Raw genomic sequence first — 16584 nt, forward strand, 5'->3', positions numbered from 1 at the left:
GCGGAGGTTGAAAAGCCCGTTCCAGGATTGACTCCACCACAAATCCTCATCCGTGGCACTCTGGCCAACTTCCGTCACTCTCTCCCCCTGCCACCATGTAACGCACTGACCTGCCAAGACACGAACGAGGAAAAAAATCTTCAGAAATCCTTCCCGACATGCCAACCCCCTGACGCACCTACCCGTCTTACTAGACGTATGGCCCGGCGCGAGCGGGGCGCCGGGCCATACACGTGCGCAGCGGCCAGACACGTGCGGCGTGAGCGGCGGGCGCAGCCGTCACACCGGTGTCACGGGCAACAGCTTGCTGGGATCGGAGGGGCCGATCTGGATGTCAGTGCCCATGCTCGGGCACACTCCGCAGTCGTAGCAGGGGCTCCAGCGGCAGTCGTCGACCTCCATCGAATCTGAACCGTGCAACGCGTCCTGCCAGTCCTGCCATAGCCAGTCGCGGTCAAGCCCGGCGTCGAGGTGATCCCAGGGCAGCACCTCGTCGCGTTCACGCTCGCGCACGGTGTACCAGTCGAGATCCACGGGCTCCTCAGCCAGCGCCCGCTCGGCACAGGCGACCCAGCGCTTGAAGGAGAAGTGCTCGCTCCAGCCGTCGAACCGGCCGCCCTCGCGCCAGACTTCCTCGATGACGCGGCCCACCCGACGGTCGCCGCGCGAGAGCAGGCCCTCGATGATGGAAGGCTGGCCGTCGTGGTAGCGCAGCCCCACCGACTTGCCATAACGACGGTCAGAGCGCAGCGCGTCCTTGAGCTTGTGCAGCCGAGCGTCGACGGTCTCGAACGAGGTCTGGCCGTTCCACTGGAACGGGGTTTGGGGCTTGGGCACGAAACCGCCGATGGAGACCGTGCAGCGGATGTCCTTGCGCCCGGTGACCTCGCGTCCGGTCTTGATGACCTCACGGGCGAGATCAGCGATGGCGAGCACGTCCTCGTCGGTCTCGGTGGGCAACCCGCACATGAAGTAGAGCTTGACCTGCCGCCAGCCGGCGGCATAGGCCGCGGTGACCGTGCGGATGAGGTCGGCCTCGGTGACCATCTTGTTGATGACGCGGCGCATCCGCTCACTGCCGCCCTCGGGGGCGAAGGTCAGCCCGGAGCGGCGGCCGTTGCGGGTGAGTTCGTTGGCCAGATCGATGTTGAAGGCGTCGACACGGGTGGAGGGCAGCGAGAGTCCGGTGTTGGTGCCCTCATAGCGGTCGGCCAACCCCTTGGCCATGTCACCGATCTCGCTGTGGTCGGCGCTGGACAGCGACAGCAGGCCCACCTCCTGGAAACCCGAGGAGCGAACCCCGTTGTCGACCATCTGGGTAACGGTCTCCTTGCTGCGCTCACGCACCGGACGGGTGATCATGCCGGCCTGGCAGAAGCGGCAGCCGCGCGTACAGCCCCGGAAGATCTCCACGCTGTAGCGCTCGTGCACCGACTCGGCCATAGGCACGATGGGGTTCTTCGGGTAGGGCCAGTCGTCGAGGTCCATGACGGTATGCTTTTGCACCTGCCATGGCACGCCCGGCCGGTTGGGCGCGTAGCGCTCGATGCGACCGTCGGGCAGGTAGGTGACGTCGTAGAAGCGGGGAACGTAAACCCCACCACTGCCGGCCAGCCGCAGCAGCAATTCGTCGCGCCCGCCGGGCCGCCCCTCGCGCTTCCACTCGCGGATGACCTCAGTGATGGCCAGGGCGATCTGCTCGCCGTCGCCCAGGACCACGGCGTCGAGGAAGTCGGCGACGGGTTCGGGGTTGAACATGGCGTGCCCACCGGCCAGCACAATGGGGTGATCATCGCCACGTTCGGCCGCGTGGAGCGGAATCCCCGCCAGATCCAAGGCGGTGAGCAGATTAGTGTAGCCCATCTCGCTGGCGAAGCTGAGGCCGAAGACGTCGAAGGCGGCCACGGGGCGGTGCGCGTCGACGGTGAACTGCGGGATGTGGTGCTCACGCATGAGCTGCTCCATGTCGGACCACACCGCGTAGCTACGTTCGGCGAGCACGCCCTGCCGCTCGTTGAGGACCTCGTAGAGGATCTGGACTCCCTGGTTGGGCACGCCGACCTCGTAGGCATCGGGATACATCAGGGCCCAGCGCACCTCGGCTTCGTCCCAGTCCTTGACGACGGAGTTGAGCTCGCCCCCCACGTACTGAATCGGCTTCTGCACGCTGGGCAGCAGCTCCTCAAGGCGCGGGAAGACGGATTCGACGGGCATGGCAACGGGCCTTTCGCGAAGATGGCTAGATGGGCTCCTTGAAACTTCCAGGCTAACCGCTGGGTCGCCGCCGGGAACGCGCACTGGGTTCTTTTCGAACGGCTGAGGTGCGCAGCCGTGAGGGCGTTCTTCGTTCGCTCGTGCCTCGATCACTTCGCTATCTCGGCAGCCCACGGGGCGACAGCGGGCGCGCCCACCCGCTTTTCGCCCACCGCTTACCCTCTCCGACCTTCCCAAAACAAAATCTAGTCGAAGCTGTGCGCGCGGCCCTGGATGGCCAGTACCAGACCGATCGCCGTGAGCTGGGCGATCGTGGCGGTCCCGCCATAGGACAACAAGGGTAACGGCAGGCCCGTGATGGGCATCAGTCCAAGCGTCATCCCGATGTTGACAAAGGATTGGAAAGCGAACCAGGCGGCCACCCCGGCGCAAACCAGCCGGCCATAGGGGTGCGGGCATGAGGCGGCCACCCGCAGGATGCGCCAGATCACGAAACCGATGAGCGCGATGATGGCGGCGCTGCCGAGGAACCCCAACTCCTCGCCGGCAACGGTGAAGATGAAGTCGGTGTGCTGCTCGGGGACGAACTCACCGCTGGTCTGTTCCCCTTGGAAGAGCCCCGTGCCGTTGAAACCACCCGACCCGATCGCGATGAGCGCCTGGTTGGCGTTGTAGCCGGCGCCGCGCGGGTCGGCCGAAGGGTCGGCGAAAGAGGTGAAGCGCTGGATCTGGTAGTCCTCCAGCAGGCCGAGCCAAAGCACTGCGGCGATCGCGGCCACTCCCGACAGCACCACCCCCACACCCCAGCGCAGCGGCGCGCCCGAGAGGGTGAGCATGCCGAGGTAGACGACGGCGAAGACCATCGCCGTCCCCAGATCGGGCTGGGCGAGGATGAGCCCCATGGGTACCGCGAGTGCGGCCAAGCTGAACAGCACATCGCGGCTCGTGGGCGCGTGCTCGCCGTCGTTGGGCTCCCCCAGCAGCATGGCCACAGCCAAGATGAGGGCGATCTTGGCGACCTCGCCGGGCTGGGCTTGGAAGACCCCGATCTCCAGCCAGGAGCGGGAGCCGTTGACGACCGATCCCAACGGGGTCAGCACCAGCGCCAACCCGACCATCCCCGCGGTGTAGAGGATCGGGGCGTAGGCACGCGGCGCGCGGTAGTCGATGGCGGCCACCGTCAGACACGCCACGGCGCCGATACACAGGTGGAGCAGGTGGCGGCGGAGAAACTCCGTGGCCGTGCTCGGATCGGCGCCCCCCGCCGTGGCGGACCACACCAAGAGGGTGCTCACGATCGAAAGCACGGCCACTGCTGCCACGAGGGCCCAGTCGAGCCGCCGTGGCACCGTCCCGGCGATCAGCAGCGCGGTCCGCACGACCCACGGCGCACCACTGTCGACCTGCGTATTCGTGAACAGCGGCATGGGTCCATCCTTGACGTCGCTGCCGGGGCTGGTGCGCGGGGTCCGCGAGCCGGCTCCGGCCTACTTCTCGTATCCCTCGGGAGCCACGATGGTGCCGTCGGGGCGCACGTTGGGCAGTTCCTCGGGCGGCTTGCCCCCCGGCAGGGCGGGCTTTGCTTGGGCGTCGTCCTCGTCTCGGTCCCCGGCTGCTCCGAAACCGTAGATGGCCTCGTAGACACGGCGAGCCACGGGCGCCGCGGCGGCGCCTCCCGTGCCGCCTTGGGAGATGAACACGGCCACAGCGAAACGGGGATCGTCGGCGGGCGCATACGAGGCGAACCACGCCGACTCGCGTTTGCCCACGATGGTGGCTGACCCGGTCTTGCCGGCCACCGAGATCTCGTCCTGGGGGAAGCCGCGGAATGCTCTCGCGGCGGTGCCCTTCTTGGGAACGTCGGTCAGCGCGGCGCGGATGTAGTCAAGGTGCTCGTCGCTGACGGGCAACTCACCGACCTTGACGGGCTCGATCCGTTCGACCTGGAGACCGTCGGCGGAGAGGAACGCCTTGCCCACACGGGGCTCCCACAGGGTGCCGCCGTTGGCCACAGCGGCGTAGGCGCGCACCATCTGCATCGGCGTGACCAGGACATCCCCCTGGCCGATGGAGAAGTTCGCAGCGTCACCGGCGCGCCACACATACCCCTCGGAACAGTGCTCCTCAGCGACCTGCTCAAGGTACTCGGCGCGTTCAGGGTCCTCCTCGGCGATCTCGGGGTAGCCCGTATCCGCACGCTTACACGCCCCCTCTTTGGTCTCCTCCCAGTACTGGCGCTTCCACTCCCGTCCGGGCACGCGCCCGTCGGCCTCATAGGGCAAATCCACTCCGGTGGGCTCACCGAAGCCGAAACCGCGGGCCATGGTCTGCATCGGGTTCTTGGGGTTGGCGACGGGGTCGGTGCCGCCGTCGGCCTTCCACATGTCGTAGCCGAACTGGTAGAAGACGGTATTGCAGGAAACCACGATGGCCTTGTGCAGGCTGATGCTGCCGTGGGCGCTGCTCTCGTAGTTGTGGAATTCCCGATCCCCGATCGTGACCGAACTCGGGCACTTGTAGGAGCCGTCCATGTCGGTGCCGTTTTCCAGCGCGGCAGCGGCCGAGGCCACTTTAAACGTGGAGGCCGCCGGGTACTGGGCCTGGACCACGCGGGAGACGAGCGGGTCTCCGGCCTCTTCCGAAAGCAGTTCGTCATAGGTGCGCTGATCGATACCGCCGTGCCAGATCGTGGGGTCGTAGGTGGGAAGGCTAGCCACGGCCACGACCCGGCCAGTGCGCACGTCCATGACGACGGCGGCGCCGGAGTCGGCCGGGTAGCCGGCGTCACGGCTCCTGGCGATCCCCGCCTTGAGCGCGTCCTGCGTAGCCTGCTGCACCCTAGCGTCGATGCTGGTCACAAGGTGTTGTCCGGGTTCGGGCGGCTCGTGGGTGAGCACGTCGTTGACGTTGCCCCGGCTGTCGACGGTGAACCTGCGCGCCCCTGAAGAGCCGCGCAACCGGTCGTCGTAGACGGCCTCAAGCCCGTCGCGGCCCACCAGTTCCACCCCGCTGAAGCTGGTGTGCAAGTCCTCGCGCTCCTCCAGCTCCTGCTGGGTGGCCGGTTGCAGGTACCCCAACAACTGCGCGGCGTTGTCACCGTAGGGGTACTCGCGCACGGCGCGCTGCTGGGCAGAGATCCCGGGGAAGTCTTCCTTGCGCTCCATGATCTGCAACGCTGCCCGCGGATCGACGTCCTCAGCGAGGGTGATGGGCTGGTAGGGCGAGCCGGGCCAGCAGGGGCGGCTGACCTCGGGGCCGCACAGCCGCGCGCGCTTGCGCAGCTCTTCGGCGGGCTCATCGATCACTTCGGCCACGCGCTCCAGCAGTGCAGCGCCGCCGTCGGGCTGGTCGGCCAGCTTGTGGTAGTTGGCCGAGACCACCAGTTGAGTGTGGTTGCGCACCAGGGGACGCCCCACCCCGTCGAGGATCAACCCTCGCGTGGCGGGGACGACCAGCCCTTGGGTGTGGTTGGCCGCGGCTAGTTGGGCGTAGTGCTCGCTCCTTGGCCCCTGGAGGTAGCCCAGCCGTGCGACCAGCACCGCCAACAGCAGCACAACCAAGATCTGCGCCACGAGCGGTCCCGTCTGACTGGGACGCTTGTGGCGCGGATGTGTGGCCTCGGGAAACCTCACCTTCAGTCTCATCAACGTAGGACCCCCTCGATCCAGGGGGCCTCACCGATCGGGCCGAACCGATCACGGTTGAGCCGGCGCATCACCTTGAGCATCGGGGTGAGCACAAGGGGACTGACCAGCATCGTCATGACCACGCTGAGCCCGCCAAGGGTCAGGGTCGAACTCAGTGAGACGCGCGGATCGGCCAGGATCGCGCCGACAAAGGCATACCCCAGCGCGACGCCGAAAACAGCCATCGCGGCCACGCCATAGGGCCACAGGCCCGAGCGCCATGAGGTGTCGCGCAGCGAGCCCACCATGTAGCCGGCCACGCCCAGCACGAGGGCGTAGCGACCGATCTCATGCTCGGCGGGCGGCATGACATCCATGGCCAGCCCCGCGGTGAACCCGGCGAGTGCGCCGGCACTGGGCGTGGCGCGCAGTGCCAGAGCCGTAACGACGAGCACGACGAGGTCGGGGCCCACCCCCCAGGGAAGGGGCAATCGGTTGACAAGGGCCGACTGGAGGAGGACAGCGAACACGATGGCGATGACGGCACTGGCGGTACGCCCCATCAGTCTTGCCTCCTGGCGGGTTCGGACGGTGACGCGCTGGGGTCCTGCTCTGATTCGGTCTGGCGGGGCGAACGCTCCGCAGAGTCGGCTTCTGGGCTCGCGCTCGCCTGGACACCGGGCTCAGCACTAGGCTCGGAGGTGGGGCGGGTGGGCTCTTCGGGCTTGGGTGGCAGCAGGGAGTCACGCGGATCGGTCGCGGGCCCTTCCACGACGACCCCGACAATGTCGAGGCGGCTGAAGTCGACCGCCGGGATGACCTTGGCGGTGCGGGTCAACGCGCCGGGCGTGTCCTCGACGTGGTCGACCGTGCCCACCGGCACCCCCGGCACGAAGGGCACCTGCCGATACGAGCCGAGCGTGACGATCCGCTCTCCCTTGCTGACGCTGGCCGTGGCGTCCATCAGTTCAAAGCCCAGCATCGATTCCTTACCGACCGTGTGCGACCGGCCGGTGATCATCCCGATCTCCTTTGAGCCCTCCAACCGCGCTCCCACCGACGAGCCCGTGTCGGTGATGAGCAGCAGCGTGGAGGTGTGCTGGCTGACCTTGACGACACGGCCCACCAACCCCTGGCCGTTGACCACCGTCATGTTGGAACGCACCCCGTCGGCGTGGCCGACGTCGAGGGTGACGGTATCGCCGTAGCCCTGCACCGTAAGCCGAGTGACAGCGTGGGCCGGCACGATGGTGTAGCCCCCGCGGCCCGAAAGGTTCAGCAGCGTGCGCAGTTGACGCATCCGGCCCTCGTCGTTGTCACGGGCCGCCAATTGGCGGGAAAGCTCGGTGTTGCGTTCCCGCAGCTCGGCGATGCGCCTACGGGCGTCAGGAGCGGCGGCGAGCGTTTCGTAGAAACCGGTGACGGGCTCGGCCACAGTCGAGACGCTCTTCGCCGCGGGCATGAACACAGCGCTTCCCGCCGAGCGGGCAGCCGCGGTCACGGGGTGGCCGCCCTCGCGCGAATCCAAAACGATCAGCGCGATGGAAAGCACGATCAGTACGCCCAGTAGCAGGCGCGAACGGGAGGTGTCACGCAGCATTCCGGGCGCCGCCCCCTCGTCGCGAGCCTCCTGTGGGTTTTGTCGCCGCGCTCATCGCCGCGGCTCCGAAACGAGGACCAGGTTGAGCCGATCGTAGTTCTCCGCGCACGTTCCCGAGCCCACGACGACCGAGTCCAGTGCGTTCTCGGCGACGTGAACGGGCATGCCCGTCTCATAGCGCAACCGCTCGTCGATCCCCTGCAACAGTGCACCGCCACCGGTGAGCGCGATCCCGCGATCCATGATGTCGCCGGACAGCTCTGGCGGGCACTTGTCGAGCGTGGTACGGACCGCGTCGATAATCGCGTTGACCGGCTCCTCGATCGCCAAGCGAACGTCGGCGGCCGACATGACGATCGTCTTCGGCAGCCCGGTGACGAGGTCGCGCCCACGGACCTCGGCCTGCAACTCCTCAGTGCCGGTGGGACACGCCGAGCCGATGGAAAGCTTGATCTCCTCGGAGGTGCGCTCCCCAACCATCAGGGAGTACTCCTTTTTGATGAAGATCGTGAGAGCTTGGTCGAGCTTGTCGCCACCGATACGGATGGACTGGGAGGTGACAACCCCGCCCATGGAGATCACGGCGACCTCGGTGGTACCGCCGCCGATGTCGACGATCATGTTGCCGGTGGGTTCGTGCACCGGCAGGCCGGCGCCAAGCGCCGCAGCCATGGGTTCCTCGATGATGAAGACCCTACGAGCCCCCGCCTGGTAACCGGCCTCTCTGACCGCGCGGTGCTCCACGGACGTGATACCGCTGGGCACGGCGATGATGATCCGGGGTTTAGCGAAGTGGCGGCGCCGGTGCACCTTCTGGATGAAGTAGCGCAGCATGCGCTCGGTGATGTCGAAATCGGCGATGACGCCGTCTTTGAGAGGACGGACCGCGGTGATGTTGCCGGGAGTGCGACCGATCATCTGCTTGGCCTCGATCCCAACCGACACGATTTTGCTGGTGGAGGTGTTCAGCGCGACGACGGACGGCTCATTGAGGACGATTCCCCGGCCACGCACGTAGACGAGCGTGTTGGCGGTTCCGAGGTCGACTGCCATATCGCGACCGAGAAAAGCGAGATTATTGGTCATGAAGCGTCCTCAACGACACCGATTGGATGTGATTCGCAGGGTGGGGTGATACTCAGGCGTTACGCCATGGATGCGGACCGAGCTACTCGTATCGTAACGCTGTGCATCTCGCCAACTACGAAAACACACCGGTCCTGGTCTCGCCCACAGAAGACGCGACAGGTGCCCGGGAGCACCCGAGCACCTGGCATACAGTCGATTTCGGACCGCGTATATAGGGTGGCCAGATCAGGCCATATCAGGCGAGTTCGGGGAAGAAGAGCTTGATCTCCCGATCGGCCGAATAGGTGGAGTCGGAACCGTGCACGATGTTTTCCTGGACCTCTAGCGCGAAGTCGCCGCGGATCGTGCCGGGGACGGCAGAGACCGGGTCGGTGGCGCCGGCCAGCGAACGGAACGCCTCGATAGCCCGCTCTCCCTCAACGACCATGGCCACGAGCGGGCCACCGGTGATGAACTCCACCAGCGACGCGAAGAACGGCCGGTTGGCGTGCTCCTCATAGTGGGCCTCGGCGACCTCGGTGCTGAGCGTGCGCATATCCATGGCGGCAATACGCAGGCCCTTGCGCTCGATCCGAGAGATCACCTCACCGATGATGCTGCGCCGCACGCCATCGGGCTTAATCAGAACCAGGGTGCGCTCCACGACAGTTCTCCCCTCGCGCATGGGAATCGTTGGTTGAATCCGGTGGTTTCGGTGCGGCCACTCGCGGGGACGGCCTACCGTCCGGGCATGCGCAACCATACCGTGCCCGCGTGCGCACCGAACCCACACGCGAATCCGCCCCAGGCCAGCCCGGTCACCGCCGGCTAGCGGGCGTGCTAGGCTTCCGCGCTACCGCCGGAGCCGTCCGCGGCGGCGCCGCTGTCGCCGTGGTCGTGCCGCCCTTCCTCAGCCGGCCGCGCCGCCTGGCTACGGTGCGCCAGGATGATCCCGGTCACCCACAAGGCCGCGAACACGACGGCCAGCGCGAGCAGGCTAGGCATAAGTGCGGAACTGACCAGGAAGACGAATTGCAGCGCCCATCCGGCGTAGTAGGCCCACCGGAAACGCTGTAGCAACGACAACACGAAGGCGGCGACCGCTTGGCCACCCCACAGGCCCCCCGCCAGAGCCGGCGAGTAACCACTGACCTGGATCGCCACCGGCACGGCCAAGCCGATCACTATGGCCTCAAAGACCAGCACCACGGCGCAGAGCGTACGCACGCTCACTCCCCCTTGAGCAGGTAACTGGCGTCCCCGGCCGTAATGACCGAACCGGTGATCAGCACACCGGAACCGCCGAACTCACCGGTGTCCTCAGCCAGCGTGACCGCCTGGTCGATGGCGTCATCCATACGGGGGGCCAGGTGGACCCGCTCGGCACCGAACATGCCCTCGGCGGCCTCGTACATCCCGTCGGCGTCGAGGCTGCGGGTGGAGGAGTTGCGGGTCACCACGACCTCGCTGAGCAGCGGTTCGAGCTGTTCGAGCATGCCGTGAACGTCCTTGTCGGCGAGCATGGCCACGACCCCCACCAGCCGGGTGAACGTGAACGCCTCACGCACGGTCTCAACCGTGACCTGCATGGCCGTGGGATTGTGCGCGGCGTCGACGATGACCGTGGGGCTGCGGCGCACCACCTCCATGCGCCCCGGAGAGGTGGCGTTGGCCAGGCCGCCGCGCACCAACTCGGGGTCGAGTTGCTCGTCGCCTTCGACGGGGGATGCGAACGCCTCGGTGGCAGCGACCGCGACCGCGGCGTTGCCCGCCTGGTGGGCCCCGAACAAGGGCAGGAAGATGCCTTCGTAGCCACCGCGCAGCCCCTTGAGCGCAAGCTGCTGCCCCCCGACCGCGATATCGCGGTGGGCGACACCGAACTCCAGCCCCTCGCGGGCCACGCGCGCCCCCACTTCGGCGGCCCGGCGCAGCAGCACCTCAGCGGCAGCGACCCGCTGCTGGGCGATCACGGCCACAGAGCCCGGCTTGATGATGCCGGCCTTCTCCTCAGCGACGCCTTCGACGTTGGGCGGAAGGTAGCGGGTGTGGTCGATGGAGATGGGGGTGACGACGGCCACATCGGCGTCCGCGACGTTCGTGGCGTCCCAGAACCCCCCCATGCCGACCTCGATCACCGCCACGTCGACGGGGGCGTCGGCGAAGGCCGCATAAGCCATAGCCGTCATCACCTCGAAGAACGACAGTGGCTCGTCCCCGGCTTGGGAGTCGACCATCTCAAGATAGGGGGCGATGTCGGCGTAGGTCTCGGCGAAGGCACGCTCGGAGATGGGCTCCCCGTCGATGACGATGCGCTCGCGCATGGTGGTCAGGTGCGGGCTGGTGTAGCGGCCGACCCGCAGATGCCGCTCCCGCAGCAGACTGTCGATCATGCGCGCCGTTGAGGTCTTGCCGTTGGTGCCGGTGATGTGGACGACGCGGAAATTACGCTGCGGCTCACCGAGCAGATCCATGAGCGCGCGGATGCGCTCCAGCGTGGGGTCGATGGAGGATTCGCCGAGGCGGCCGAGGATGGCGGCTTCAGCGTCACGGTAGGTGAAGTTTGAGGTCACGGTCTCTTCACGAGGTCAGAGTTGGCTGCGGGTGCGTTTCCGAGTCTAGACGCACCGTCACACGCGCCCCTGGCTACCCATGGCTGTCCAATGGTGGGCCCACTGGCTTCTCGTGGGCCCAAAAACTCCCTGCCGGTCTAGGTCAGGCGCTCTTCTCCTGGCGCTCGGTAGCGATCTTGGCTCGGGGCACGATCGTAGGGTTGACGTGTTCCAGGACCGCTTCCCGCGTGATGATCACCTGCCCGACATCCTCACGGCTGGGGACCTCATACATCACCGACAGCAGCACCTCTTCGATGATGGCGCGCAGTCCCCGAGCTCCAGTGCCGCGGATGATGGCCTGTTCCGCTATGGCATCCAGGGCGTCGTCGCTAAACTCCAACTCGACGTTGTCGAGCTCGAACAGCCGCTGGTACTGCTTGACCAACGCGTTGCGCGGCTCGGTGAGGATGCGGATGAGAGCGGCACGGTTGAGGTTGTGGACACTGGTCATGACCGGCAACCGCCCCACGAACTCCGGGATCATCCCGAATTTGAGCATGTCCTCAGGCATAACGTCGGCGAACTGGTCGGTGGCGTCGATACCGTCGTTAGTGCGCAGCACGGCGTTGAATCCCATGCCCTGCTTGCCCACGCGCGCCTCGATGATCTTGTCCAGCCCGGCGAACGCGCCGCCGCAGATGAACAGCACGTTGGTGGTGTCGATCTGGATGAACTCCTGATGCGGGTGCTTACGCCCCCCCTGAGGTGGCACGCTGGCCGTGGTGCCCTCCAGTATCTTCAGCAGGGCCTGCTGCACCCCTTCGCCGGAGACGTCCCGCGTGATGGAGGGGTTCTCGCTCTTGCGAGCGACCTTGTCGACCTCGTCGATGTAGATGATGCCCGTCTCGGCCTTCTTGACGTCGTAGTCGGCGGCCTGGATGAGCTTCAACAGGATGTTCTCGACATCCTCCCCCACATAGCCGGCTTCCGTGAGCGCTGTGGCGTCGGCGATGGCGAACGGCACGTTAAGGATCTTCGCCAACGTCTGGGCCAGCAGCGTCTTTCCCGAACCGGTGGGGCCGAGCAGCAAGATGTTGGACTTGGCGATCTCGACGTCCTCGTCGCGCGGGCGGTCGCCTTCGGACTGGACGCGCTTGTAATGGTTGTAGACCGCGACTGACAGCGCCTTCTTGGCCTGTTCCTGACCGATGACATAAGAGTCAAGGAACTCGTAGATCTCACGCGGCTTGGGGAGACTGTCCCATTTCAGCTCAGTGGAGTCGGCGAGCTCTTCCTCTATGATCTCGTTACACAGGTCGATGCACTCGTCGCAGATGTACACGCCGGGGCCCGCAATGAGCTTCTTCACCTGCTTTTGGCTCTTGCCGCAAAACGAGCACTTCAGCAGGTCTCCGCCGTCGCCGATGCGTGCCACCCAGCTACTCCTTAGAACGTAGGCCACCCGCCAGCGGGCCACCAAGTGCGGCCGGGGACAGCCACGGCCACCCATGGCCAAAGCCCCCGATTCGGAGCCGGCGCGCGGCCAGTACAGCCCCGTCACCGATTCTCAGAATATGCGCTCTCCGCGTGGCGGCTAACAGGATGAACTGTGCGTCGTTGCCACGAGACTACGGGAAGAGAAGGACCGGCTTCAGCACACGCGCCCGAGCCTGTGCGGGAATGACCGGCCCACCTCCATATCCGTGGTCCCGTGCCCAAAAAGACCCTACTTGACAGATCCCTTGCGGTAGGGGAGGACGTCGTCGACCATCCCGTACTCCTTGGCTTCCTCAGCGGTGAGGATCTTGTCACGTTCGATGTCTTGCGAGATCTCTTCGGCGGTCTTATCGGTGTGGCGCGCCAGCGTCTCCTCCAGTTGCCTGCGGATTCGCGTGATCTCGTTGGCCTGGATTTCGATGTCGCTGGCCTGACCATAGCTGCCCTCGGTGGCCGGCTGGTGGATCAGCACTCGCGCGTTGGGCAGGCAGGCGCGCTTGCCCGGTGCCCCGCCGGCGAGCAGCACAGCGGCGGCTGAGGCGGCCTGACCGATGCACACCGTCGAAATGTCAGGGCGGACGAACTGCATGGTGTCGTAGATCGCCATCAGCGCTGTGAACGATCCGCCAGGGGAGTTGATGTACATCGTGATATCGCGGTCGCCGTCAAGGTGCTCCAGCGTGATGAGCTGGGCCATGATGTCGTTGGCGGAGACGTCGTCGATCTGCACCCCGACAAAGACAATGCGCTCTTCAAAGAGCTTGTTGTAGGGGTTCATCTCCTTAACGCCGTATGTGGTGCGCTCGACGTAGGAGGGCAGGATGTAGCGGCTCTGCGGAGTCGACGGTGCCATTCCGCCACCGTACGGGCTGAGGGCGATCGGGCTGTTGGGGTTGTACTCGGTCATGTTCTGGCCTTCCACACTGCGGCTGTCCACGCTGGCTCGTTGCTGGCCAGCCGGGTCAAGCGGTGGTCGTCACGTCGAGGGTGTCGGACAGCACCTCGTCGATGAAGCCGTAGTCCTTGGCCTCCTGGGCTGTAAACCAGCGGTCCCGGTCGGCGTCGCGCTCAAGCTGGTCGGTGTCCTGGCCTGTGTGGATCGACACGCGGTCGAAGAACATCCGCTTCACGTACATGAGCTGGTCGGCCAGGATGCGGATGTCGGAGGCGGTGCCCCCGATGCCACCGGAGGGCTGGTGCATCATGATGCGGGTGTGGGGCAGGGCGTAGCGCTTACCGGCCGCCCCTGCGCACAGTAGGAGCTGGCCCATCGAGGCGGCGAGGCCGATGCCCACCGTACGAACGTCGTTGGGGATGTACTGCATGACGTCGTAGATGGCCATACCCGCCGTGACCGAACCCCCCGGCGAGTTGATGTAAAGCGTGATGTCACGGCTCCTGTCCTCAGCGGACAGCAGCAACAGCTCACCGACGATGCGGTTAGCGATATCGTCATCGACCTGCTGGCCGAGGAAAACGATGCGTTCGCGCAGCAGGCGGTGGGACGTCTGCTCGTAAAACGAGGGCATCTGTGGCTCACTCGTACGGGCGTCGGTTCGCATGGACTCATCAAAGGTCGGCGGCACTCTCGTCACCTGCTCCGGAATCGAAACGGTTGCGACGCTTGCGACACTAACGCCCTCAGGAGCCCTGCTCGCACCGATGACGCCGCTGTTCGCTTTGAGCGCAGGTCTAGAGCGACGCATCCCGGCGTTCAGCGACAGGCGAACGCGTAGGCCCCGCTCCCGGCCGGTTCGGGCCGGGCACGGGGCCTATCAGCGATCCTGGGGCGCGCCGTGCGAGGCGCGCTACTTGGTTTCGGCGTCCGAGCCGCTTTCGGTCTCGGCTGTGTCCTCTGCCGCGTCCTCGGCCGTCTCTTCGGCGGCCTCGACGGTCCCAGTGGTGTCCTCAGCCCGGTCTTGCTCGATGACGTTGCCTGACTCGTCGGTGATGTGGGCCTTCTCCATGACGAGGTCCATCGCCTTGGAGCGGACCACCTCGGTGTAGGCCACCTGGATCTGGTTGGACTCGACGAGGTGGTTAGCGAGCTGGTCGGGCGAGACCCCCATGCGCTGGGCCTGCTCCACGACGTACTGGGTCAGCTCCTCGTTGCCCGCCGAGACCTCCTCCTGGATGGCGAGCTGGTCGAGGATGAAGCCGGCCTTGACTGCGGAGCGGGCGCCCGAGGACAGCTCGGCCTCGAACTCCTCCTCGCTTTGGCCCTGGGACTCCAGGTAGGACTCCTTGGTCAGGCCACTCTGGGAAAGCTGCTGTTCCAGGCTTTGCCGGCGACGGTTGATCTCCTCGTCGACGACGCTGTCGGGCAGCGGAATGTCGTAGGAGTCGACCAGCTTCTCCATCGCGCGGTCACGGGCCTGGGAAAGCTGCTGGTAGCGGCGCGACTGCTCCATGCGCGAAGCGATGTCGGAGCGCAGCTCCTCGATGGTGTCGAACTCGCTGGCGAGCTGGGCGAACTCGTCGTCAAGCTCGGGCAGCTCCTTGACCTTGACGCTGTGCAGCGTGACGGTGACGTCGGCGTCTTGACCTTCGTGCTCGCCACCGACGAGCTTGGTGGCAAAGGTCGCCGACTCTCCGGCCGACATGCCTTCGAGGGTGTCGTCGAGCCCCTCAAGCATGGTGTTGGTGCCGATCTCGTAGGAGACGCCGCTGGCCTGGACGTCGTCGAGCTTCTCGCCGTCGACAGCGGCAGAGAGGTCGATGGAGACGTGGTCACCACTGGTCGCCGGACGGTCGACACCCGTGAGAGCGGAGAAGCGCTCGCGCAGGTTGTTCAACTGGTCGGTGACCTGCTCGTCGGTGACCTCGACGTCGTCGACCGTGACCTCGATGCCCTCGTAGTCGGTCACCTCGAACTTGGGACGGACGTCGACCTCTGCGGTGAACGCGAGCTCTTCACCGTCTTCGAGCTTGGTGATCTCGACGTCGGGCTGGCCGAGAGCGAGCACATCCTGCTGCTGGACTGCCTCGTTGTAGAGCTCGGGAACCGCGTGGTTCACGGCTTCGGAGATGACCGCGCCACGGCCCACATAGCGATCGATCAGCTTAGCCGGCGCCTTACCCGGGCGGAAGCCCTTGATGCGGACCTGCTTAGCAAGCGACTTGTAGGTCACGTCGAAGGCGTGATCGAGTTCCTGGAAGGGAACCTCGACGGTCAGCTTCACCCGGGTCGGGCTGAGCTCCTCGACATCGGTCTTCACGGGGCGGTACTCCTAGGATCTCCGGCTTTTTCCGGCGCAACCCGGCACAGGGAACACGAACGCGACACTGGACGACGACCAGCGGCGCGCCGACTGTGGGGCGTCATGGGAGATATGGGCATCTCCGGCGTGACTGACGGATTCTTGCTTTGGCTTCCTCCCCATGGCTGGAGCCAAGGGGATTCTAACCAGCGAAATCGCTGATTATCCGGTACTACCTCGCGGGTTCCCGGTGGTTCCTGCTTCACAGACCGCCCAACGGCGAGGTCTCCACAGGCTGGCACCACATGCCCTGCGGCGCTGAGGACACACAAATGAAGACAACCTCACGGCTACTCTACCGGGTCTACGGCGGATCGCACGCGCGTTCTAGTCGGGAGCGGCTAATCCACGACCGAAGCCGGGGCTTTGCACCGCCAGAGAACCGATCGCACCACGTCCAGGACAAGCGGGCTTAGGCCCGTGGCCGCTGCCCATACCGAGCGGCTACGGCCGACGAGCCGTTGCGTCGGGGAGGCGGGATTCGAACCCGCGGCCTCATGCTCCCAAAGCATGCGCGCTAACCAAGCTGCGCTACTCCCCGTTCAGATGACGACGGTCGCACATCAAATATGTACAGACCAACGCTGTGGAGACTGTAGTCTGGTCTCCGTCGGCGCCACGAGTCTAGAGGAAACTCTGGTCTTCTGGAGCCACGCGGGCGTAGTTCAATGGTAGAACCCCAGCCTTCCAAGCTGGTCGTGCGGGTTCGATTCCCGTCGCCCGCTCTCACGAACGAGGCCCAGGCCATGGACAAAATCCAGGTGGCC

The 16584-nt window shown here is 65.9% G+C and carries 13 protein-coding genes and 2 tRNA genes; 1 reads left to right on the forward strand and 14 read right to left on the reverse strand.

Going from position 1 to position 16584, the window contains the following annotated elements:
* Positions 1-279: 279 nt before the first annotated feature.
* The 14 genes from ABD848_RS00680 to ABD848_RS00745 form a co-directional block, all read right to left on the reverse strand.
* On the reverse strand, positions 280-2214 hold the full coding sequence (locus ABD848_RS00680) for a TIGR03960 family B12-binding radical SAM protein (RefSeq protein WP_344966262.1): 1935 nt from the start codon (positions 2212-2214) through the stop codon (positions 280-282).
* Positions 2215-2459: 245 nt separating this feature from the next.
* Positions 2460-3641, reverse strand: coding sequence for a rod shape-determining protein RodA (rodA, locus tag ABD848_RS00685; RefSeq protein WP_344966263.1), 1182 nt, complete (start codon positions 3639-3641; stop codon positions 2460-2462).
* 60 nt (positions 3642-3701) lie between these two features.
* Positions 3702-5858, reverse strand: coding sequence for a penicillin-binding protein 2 (gene mrdA, locus ABD848_RS00690; protein ID WP_344966264.1), 2157 nt, complete (start codon positions 5856-5858; stop codon positions 3702-3704).
* Positions 5858-6403, reverse strand: coding sequence for a rod shape-determining protein MreD (gene mreD / locus ABD848_RS00695; protein ID WP_344966265.1), 546 nt, complete (start codon positions 6401-6403; stop codon positions 5858-5860). The genes mrdA and mreD overlap by 1 nt, the downstream gene beginning before the upstream one ends.
* A complete protein-coding gene (gene mreC, locus ABD848_RS00700; protein ID WP_344966266.1) occupies positions 6403-7440 on the reverse strand; it encodes a rod shape-determining protein MreC in 1038 nt (345 codons plus the stop codon). Before mreC ends, mreD begins: the two co-directional genes overlap by 1 nt.
* Positions 7441-7491: 51 nt before the next feature.
* Positions 7492-8526: a rod shape-determining protein gene (locus ABD848_RS00705; protein ID WP_344966267.1), complete on the reverse strand. Its 1035-nt coding sequence runs from the start codon at positions 8524-8526 to the stop codon at positions 7492-7494.
* A gap of 238 nt (positions 8527-8764) precedes the next feature.
* Positions 8765-9172, reverse strand: a complete 408-nt coding sequence (gene ndk, locus ABD848_RS00710) for a nucleoside-diphosphate kinase (RefSeq protein WP_344966268.1) — start codon at positions 9170-9172, stop codon at positions 8765-8767.
* 176 nt (positions 9173-9348) lie between these two features.
* Positions 9349-9735, reverse strand: a complete 387-nt coding sequence (locus ABD848_RS00715) for a DUF4233 domain-containing protein (protein WP_344966269.1) — start codon at positions 9733-9735, stop codon at positions 9349-9351.
* Positions 9736-9737: 2 nt separating this feature from the next.
* Positions 9738-11078 carry a bifunctional folylpolyglutamate synthase/dihydrofolate synthase gene (locus ABD848_RS00720; protein WP_344966270.1) on the reverse strand — a complete coding sequence of 447 codons (1341 nt, stop codon included), beginning with the start codon at positions 11076-11078 and terminating at the stop codon, positions 9738-9740.
* A 142-nt stretch (positions 11079-11220) separates the two neighbouring features.
* Positions 11221-12495 carry an ATP-dependent Clp protease ATP-binding subunit ClpX gene (gene clpX / locus ABD848_RS00725; protein ID WP_344966271.1) on the reverse strand — a complete coding sequence of 425 codons (1275 nt, stop codon included), beginning with the start codon at positions 12493-12495 and terminating at the stop codon, positions 11221-11223.
* A 291-nt stretch (positions 12496-12786) separates the two neighbouring features.
* Positions 12787-13464 carry an ATP-dependent Clp protease proteolytic subunit gene (locus ABD848_RS00730; RefSeq protein ID WP_344966711.1) on the reverse strand — a complete coding sequence of 226 codons (678 nt, stop codon included), beginning with the start codon at positions 13462-13464 and terminating at the stop codon, positions 12787-12789.
* Positions 13465-13519: 55 nt separating this feature from the next.
* Entirely contained in the window at positions 13520-14086 is a 567-nt protein-coding gene (locus tag ABD848_RS00735; protein ID WP_344966272.1) for an ATP-dependent Clp protease proteolytic subunit, read from the reverse strand.
* Between the two features lie 279 nt (positions 14087-14365).
* Positions 14366-15775, reverse strand: a complete 1410-nt coding sequence (gene tig / locus ABD848_RS00740) for a trigger factor (RefSeq protein ID WP_344966273.1) — start codon at positions 15773-15775, stop codon at positions 14366-14368.
* Positions 15776-16283: 508 nt separating this feature from the next.
* Positions 16284-16358 (reverse strand) — tRNA-Pro (locus ABD848_RS00745).
* 113 nt (positions 16359-16471) lie between these two features.
* Between ABD848_RS00745 and ABD848_RS00750 the strand changes: the two genes are divergently transcribed.
* Positions 16472-16542 (forward strand) — tRNA-Gly (locus tag ABD848_RS00750).
* The last annotated feature ends 42 nt before the right edge of the window (positions 16543-16584 follow it).

Source organism: Salinactinospora qingdaonensis, assembly GCF_039539445.1.
Classification (GTDB): domain Bacteria; phylum Actinomycetota; class Actinomycetes; order Streptosporangiales; family Streptosporangiaceae; genus Salinactinospora; species Salinactinospora qingdaonensis.